A 6,026-nucleotide genomic window follows, 5' to 3' on the forward strand; every position below is an offset into this window, starting at 1 on the left:
CCGCTACTGCTTCCGCCGCGGCTTCCCCTACGCCGAGCACGGCGGCTGGCGGGCGGCGCTGCAGCGCCTCGAGGCCGAGGGGGCGCCGGCCGAGGTCATCCTCAGCGGCGGCGACCCGCTGCTGCTCGACGACGCCGCCCTCGGCGAGTGCCTCGAGCGCCTCGCGGCGCTGCCCGGCGTGCGCCGGGTGCGCATCCACTCCCGGCTGCCCGTCGCCGTCCCCGCCCGGGTCACCGCCGCGCTCGCCGAGCGCCTCGCCGGGACGCCGCTGCAGACGGCGGTGGTCGTCCACGCCAACCACCCCAACGAGATCGACGCGGCCGCCGCCGCGGCGCTGCGCCGGCTGGGCGCGGCGACGGGGGCGCTGCTCAACCAGGCCGTGCTCCTGCGCGGGGTCAACGACGACGCCGCCACCCTCGAAACCCTCTCGGAGCGGCTCTTCGAGGCCGGCGCCCTGCCCTACTACCTCCACCTCCTCGACCCGGTGGCCGGCGCCGCCCACTTCGAGGTCGACGAGGCCGCCGGCCGGCGCCTGGTCGACGCGCTCGCCCGCCGCCTGCCCGGCTACCTCGTCCCCCGGCTGGCCCGGGAGGAGCCCGGCGCGGCGGCGAAGACCGTGCTCGCCGCCGGGCTCACCGGCTAGGCCGCCGGGCCGCGCCTCGGCCCGGCCGCCGCCGCGCGGGCTACCACGACGGCGCTCAGGCGGCGCTGGCCCTCAGGGCCTCGATGCGCTCCTCGATCGGCGGGTGGGACATGAACAGCCGCTTCAGGGTCTCGCCGCCCATGCGGCCGTTGATGCCGAAGGCCTCGATCTCCTCGGGCATGTCCTGGGGCGCCGCCGAGCCCCGCAGCCGCTCCAGGGCGGCGACCATCTTCTCGCGCCCGGCGAGGCGGGCGGCGCCAGCGTCGGCGCGGAACTCGCGGCGCCGGGAGAAGTACATGGTGATCATCGAGGCGAGCACGCCGAGGACCATCTGGGCGAAGATCATGGTGATCCAGAAGCCCGGCCCGTGGCCCTCCTCGTTCTTGAACACGACCTGGTCGACGAAGCGCCCGGCGATGTGGGAGAGGAAGATCACGAAGGTGTTCACCACGCCCTGGATCAGGGTGAGCGTGACCATGTCGCCGTTGGCGACGTGGGTGACCTCGTGGGCGATGACCGCCTCGGCCTCGTCGCGGCTCATCTGCTGGAGCAGCCCCGAGCTGACCGCCACCAGGGCGCTGTTGCGCCGGGCGCCGGTGGCGAAGGCGTTGACCTCCGGGGCGTCGTAGATGGCCACGTCGGGCATGCCGATGCCCTCGCGCTCGGCGAAGCGGCGCACGGTCTGCACCAGCCACCGCTCGGCCTCGCCGCGGGGGCTCTCGAGGACCTGCGCGCCCATCATGCGGATGGCCATGGGCTTGGACATCGCCAGCGAGATGAACGAGCCGGCGAAGCCGATGCCCGCGGCGAAGATCAGCAGCGTGGCCGTCTCGGCATCGATGCCCGAGCGCTGCAGCAGCTGCTCGACGCCGAGCAGGTTGAGGATGATCGACAGCACCAGCACGACGGCGATGTTGGTGCCGATGAGAAGCGCGATACGGGTCAGCATAGGCTGGCTCCTTCCACCGGGTACGGTTTCCAATCGACGGTCTGCCGCGGCGGCGCGCAGGGCGCACCGGCCCGCTCGCCGCCTCTCCTTAGGTAGTGGCGCAGCGGCGGAAGTTCAACCGCCGCCGGCCGGCACCGCCGCCAGGCGCGCGACGCGGCGCAGCCCCTGGGGCAGCTGGACGCCGCGGCGGCCGCGGGCGGCGCGGAAGGGCTCGAGCTGCTCGGCGCCCAGGCGCTTGCCGGACTTGCCGGCGGCCACGTAGAGCCCGGCGCCGGCGGGCAGCACCGCCACGGCGACGGCCACCTCCTCGCGGCTGCGCAGCCGCTGCGCCGGGATGCCGATGAGCTTGTTGCCCTTGCCGCGGGCCATCTCCGGCAGCTCCTCGAGGGGAAAGACGAGCAGCCGGCCGTCGGAGCTGGCCACCGCCAGCTCCGCGCCCTGCGCCTCGGCGGGCACCGGCGCCGGGGCCAGCGGCGCCGAGCCCGCCGGCACGGTGAGCACCGCCTTGCCGGCGCGGTTGCGCGAGAGCAGCTCCTGGAGCGGGACCTGGAAGCCGTAGCCGGCGTCCGAGGCGAGCACCCAGCGCCCCTGCGCCTCGCCGGCGAGCACCGCCTGGAAGCGCGCCTGCTCCGGCGGGCTGAGCCGCTTGGTCAGCGGCTCGCCCTGGCTGCGCGCCGAGGGCAGGGTGTGGGCCGGCAGCGCGTAGGCGCGGCCGTGGGAGTCGAGGAAGACCACCGACTGGTTCGAGCGCCCGTGGGCGTGGTCGAGGTAGCCGTCGCCGGACTTGTAGGACAGCCCCACCGGGTCGACCTCGTGGCCCTTGGCGGCGCGCACCCAGCCCTTCTGGGAGAGCACGGCGGTGATCGGCTCGCTGGGCATGAGCTCGGTCTCGTCGATGGCCCGCGCCGGCTCGCGGTGGACCAGCGGCGAGCGGCGCTCGTCGCCGTAGGCCTCGGCGTCGGCGAGCAGCTCCGTGCGGACCTGCTCGCGCAGCCGCTCCTCGGAGCCGAGGGTGGCGCGCAGCGTGTCGCGCTCGCGCTCGAGCTCGCCCTGCTCGGCGCGGATCTTCTGCTCCTCGAGCCGGGCGAGGTGGCGCAGGCGCAGCTCGAGGATGGCCTCGGCCTGGGCGGCGGTGAGCCCGAAGCGCTCCATGAGCACCGGCTTGGGCTCGTCGTGCTCGCGGATGATGGCGATGACCTCGTCGATGTTCAGGTAGGCGGTCAGCAGCCCCTCGAGGATGTGCAGCCGCTCCTCGACGCGCTCCAGCCGCCAGCGCAGGCGCCGGCGCACGGTCTCCGTGCGGAAGGCGAGCCACTCGGTGAGCAGCCCGCGCAGGGAGAAGACCTGCGGCCGGCCGTCGAGGCCGATGGCGTTGAGGTGGACGCGGTAGCCGCGCTCCAGGTCCGTGGTGGCGAACAGGTGCTCCATGACCCGCTCCGGGTCCTGGCGCTTGGAGCGCAGCTGCACGACGATGCGCACCGGCTGGTCGTGGTCGGACTCGTCGCGCAGGTCGTCGACCATGGGCAGCTTGCGCGCCTGCAGCTGCCCGGCGATCTGCTCCATGACCTTGGCGCCGGCCACCTGGTACGGCAGGGCGTGGACGACGATCTGCGCCGCCTCGCGCTCGTACTCCCAGCGCGCCCGGGCGCGCACGGTGCCGTGGCCGCGCTCGTAGATCCGGTGCAGCTCGTCGCGCGGGGTGACCACCTCGGCGGCGGTGGGGAAGTCCGGGGCCGGCAGGTGCTCGCAGAGCTCGGCGGTCGGCGCCTCGGGGCGGTCGATGAGGTGGCTGCACGCCGCCACGGCCTCGCCCAGGTTGTGCGGCGGGATGTCGGTGGCCATGCCCACCGCGATCCCCGAGCCGCCGTTGAGCAGCACGTTGGGCAGCCGCGCCGGCAGCCGCTCGGGCTCCTGCAGGGCGCCGTCGAAGTTCGGCCCCCACTCCACCGTGCCCTGGCCGAGCTCGCCGAGCAGGACCCGGGCGTAGGGGGTCAGGCGGGCCTCGGTGTAGCGCATGGCGGCGAAGGACTTGGGGTCGTCCGGCGAGCCCCAGTTGCCCTGGCCGTCGATGAGCGGGTAGCGGTAGGTGAACGGCTGCGCCATGTGGACCATGGCCTCGTAGCAGGCCGCGTCGCCGTGGGGGTGGTACTTGCCCAGGACGTCGCCGACGGTGCGCGCCGACTTCTTGTACTTCGCCGCCGCCGAGAGGCCGAGCTCCGACATGGCGTAGACGATGCGCCGCTGCACCGGCTTGAGGCCGTCGGCGACGTGGGGCAGCGCGCGGTCGAGGATGACGTACATGGAGTAGTCCAGGTACGCCCGCTCGGTGAACTCGCGCAGGGGCTGGGTCTCGAACTCGGTCGCGGTGGTATCGGTCATTTTCCCTCAGCAGGCACGGGGGGTTCGCGGGCGCTAGAGGACGACTTCCGCCAGGTTGCCCTTGCTCTCCAGCCACTCGCGCCGCTGCGCGGCGGCGCCGCGGCCGAGGAGCATGCCGAGCAGCGCGTCGGTCTGCTCGGCGTCGTCGACGGTGAGCTGGACGAGCCGGCGGGTGTCGGGGTCCATGGTGGTCTCGCGCAGCTGCACGGGGTTCATCTCGCCGAGGCCCTTGAAGCGCGTCTCCTGGACCTTGCCCTTGGGCTTGTCGGCGGCGATGCGGTCGAGGATGCCCTGGCGCTCGCCGTCGTCGAGGGCGTAGTAGGTCTGCTTGCCGACGTCGATGCGGTAGAGCGGCGGCATGGCCACGAAGACGTGGCCGCCGGCGACGAGCGCCGGGAAGTGGCGCTGGAACAGGGCGCAGAGCAGCGTGGCGATGTGCGCCCCGTCGGGGTCGGCGTCGGCGAGGATGCAGACCTTGTGGTAGCGCAGCGCCGAGAGGTCGTCGGCGCCGGGGTCGACGCCGAGGGCGACGGCGATGTCGTGGACCTCCTGGGAGGCCATGACCTCCTCGGGGGCCACCTCCCAGGTGTTGAGGATCTTGCCGCGCAGCGGCATGACCGCCTGGTACTCGCGCTCCCGGGCCTGCTTGGCGGAGCCGCCGGCGGAGTCGCCCTCGACGAGGAAAAGCTCGCTGCGCACCGGGTCCTGCCCGGTGCAGTCGGCGAGCTTGCCGGGCAGCGCCGGCCCCGAGCCGACCCGCTTGCGGGTGACCTTCTTGGCGGCGCGCTGGCGGCGCTGCGCGGCGCGCACCACCAGGTCGACCAGCGCCTCGGCCGCCTGGGTGTGCTCGTTGAGCCAGAGGCTGAAGGCGTCCTTGACGGCGCCGGAGACAAAGGTAGCGCAGCTGCGCGAGGAGAGCCGCTCCTTGGTCTGCCCGGCGAACTGCGGCTCGTGCATCTTCACCGACAGGACGTAGGTAATATGCTCCCAGACGTCCTCCGGGGCGATGCGCACCCCCCGCGGCAGCAGGCCGTGGAGCTCGCAGAACTCGCGCACCGCCTCGGTCAGCCCCGTGCGCAGGCCGTTGACGTGGGTGCCGCCGAGCGGCGTGGGGATGAGGTTGACGTAGCTCTCCGCCGGGCCGCTGCCCTCGGGCAGCCAGGCCAGGGCGCACTCCATCTCCTCGTGCTCGGCGCTGAGCCGCGCGGTGAACGGCGGCTCCGGCAGGTGCTCGAGCTCGGCGACGGCCCCGGCGAGGTAGTCGCGCAGCCCGTCGGCGTAGCACCAGCTCAGCTCCTCGGCCTCGGCCTCGTCGTCGACGGCGGTGGCGTCGCGCAGCCGCGTGGTCAGCCCCGGGCAGAGGACCGCCTTGGCCCGCAGCAGGTGCTCGAGCCGGCCCCGGGAGAAGCGCGGGTGGTCGAAGTAGCCCGCCTCCGGCCAGAAGTGCAGCGTCGTGCCCGTGGCCCGGGCCTTGCCGACGCGCTCGAGCTCGGTGAGCTTCTCGCCGGCGGAGAAGGCGATGGCGTACTCGTGGCCGCCGCGGCCGATGCGCAGCTCCAGGCGGCTCGACAGGGCGTTGACCACCGAGACGCCGACCCCGTGCAGGCCGCCGGAGTAGCGGTAGCTCTTGCTCGAGAACTTGCCGCCGGCGTGCAGCCGCCCGAGGATGACCTCCACCGCCGGGACGCCCTCGCTCGGGTGGGTGTCGACGGGCATGCCGCGGCCGTTGTCGCTGACCGCCAGCGAGCCGTCGCGGTAGAGGGTCACCTCGATGCGGTCGGCGTGGCCGGCGACGGCCTCGTCGACGCTGTTGTCGATGACCTCCTGGGCGAGGTGGTCCGGGCGGGTGGTGTCCGTGTACATCCCGGGGCGCCGGCGCACCGGCTCCAGCCCGGTCAGCACCTCGATATCGGCGGCGTCGTAGCTCGGCTGCGTCTTCTTCGTCATGGGGCGGCTCGGCGGTCCTCGTCTCAATAGCGCACTCAGCGAGCGTAAGTCTCAAGTCCTGAGCGGCAACTTACAAGTGGGGGGGGGCAGGCGCCGCCGGGCCCAGGA

At 73.7% G+C, this 6,026-nt stretch carries 3 protein-coding genes and 1 pseudogene; 1 reads left to right on the forward strand and 3 read right to left on the reverse strand.

Annotated elements, in window-relative coordinates; translation table 11 throughout:
- Positions 1-643: pseudogene (locus tag CKO13_RS10070) on the forward strand (EF-P beta-lysylation protein EpmB); the annotation flags it as partial.
- Positions 644-698: 55 nt separating this feature from the next.
- Here CKO13_RS10070 and htpX read toward each other — a convergent pair.
- The 3 genes from htpX to parE form a co-directional block, all read right to left on the reverse strand.
- Positions 699-1,592: a protease HtpX gene (gene htpX, locus CKO13_RS10075; RefSeq protein WP_200260386.1), complete on the reverse strand. Its 894-nt coding sequence runs from the start codon at positions 1,590-1,592 to the stop codon at positions 699-701.
- A 114-nt stretch (positions 1,593-1,706) separates the two neighbouring features.
- Positions 1,707-3,971: a DNA topoisomerase IV subunit A gene (gene parC, locus CKO13_RS10080; RefSeq protein WP_200260389.1), complete on the reverse strand. Its 2,265-nt coding sequence runs from the start codon at positions 3,969-3,971 to the stop codon at positions 1,707-1,709.
- A gap of 33 nt (positions 3,972-4,004) precedes the next feature.
- A complete protein-coding gene (gene parE / locus CKO13_RS10085; RefSeq protein ID WP_200260392.1) occupies positions 4,005-5,918 on the reverse strand; it encodes a DNA topoisomerase IV subunit B in 1,914 nt (637 codons plus the stop codon).
- Positions 5,919-6,026: the final 108 nt, after the last annotated feature.

Source organism: Halorhodospira neutriphila (assembly GCF_016584055.1).
In the GTDB taxonomy this organism is placed as follows: domain Bacteria; phylum Pseudomonadota; class Gammaproteobacteria; order Nitrococcales; family Halorhodospiraceae; genus Halorhodospira; species Halorhodospira neutriphila.

Bases quoted from the DNA above. Each gene is read 5' to 3' on its own strand.
- htpX (WP_200260386.1), bottom strand. From the start codon at position 1,592: ATGCTGACCCGTATCGCGCTTCTCATCGGCACCAACATCGCCGTCGTG.
- parE (WP_200260392.1), bottom strand. From the start codon at position 5,918: ATGACGAAGAAGACGCAGCCGAGCTACGACGCCGCCGATATCGAGGTG.
- parC (WP_200260389.1), bottom strand. From the start codon at position 3,971: ATGACCGATACCACCGCGACCGAGTTCGAGACCCAGCCCCTGCGCGAG.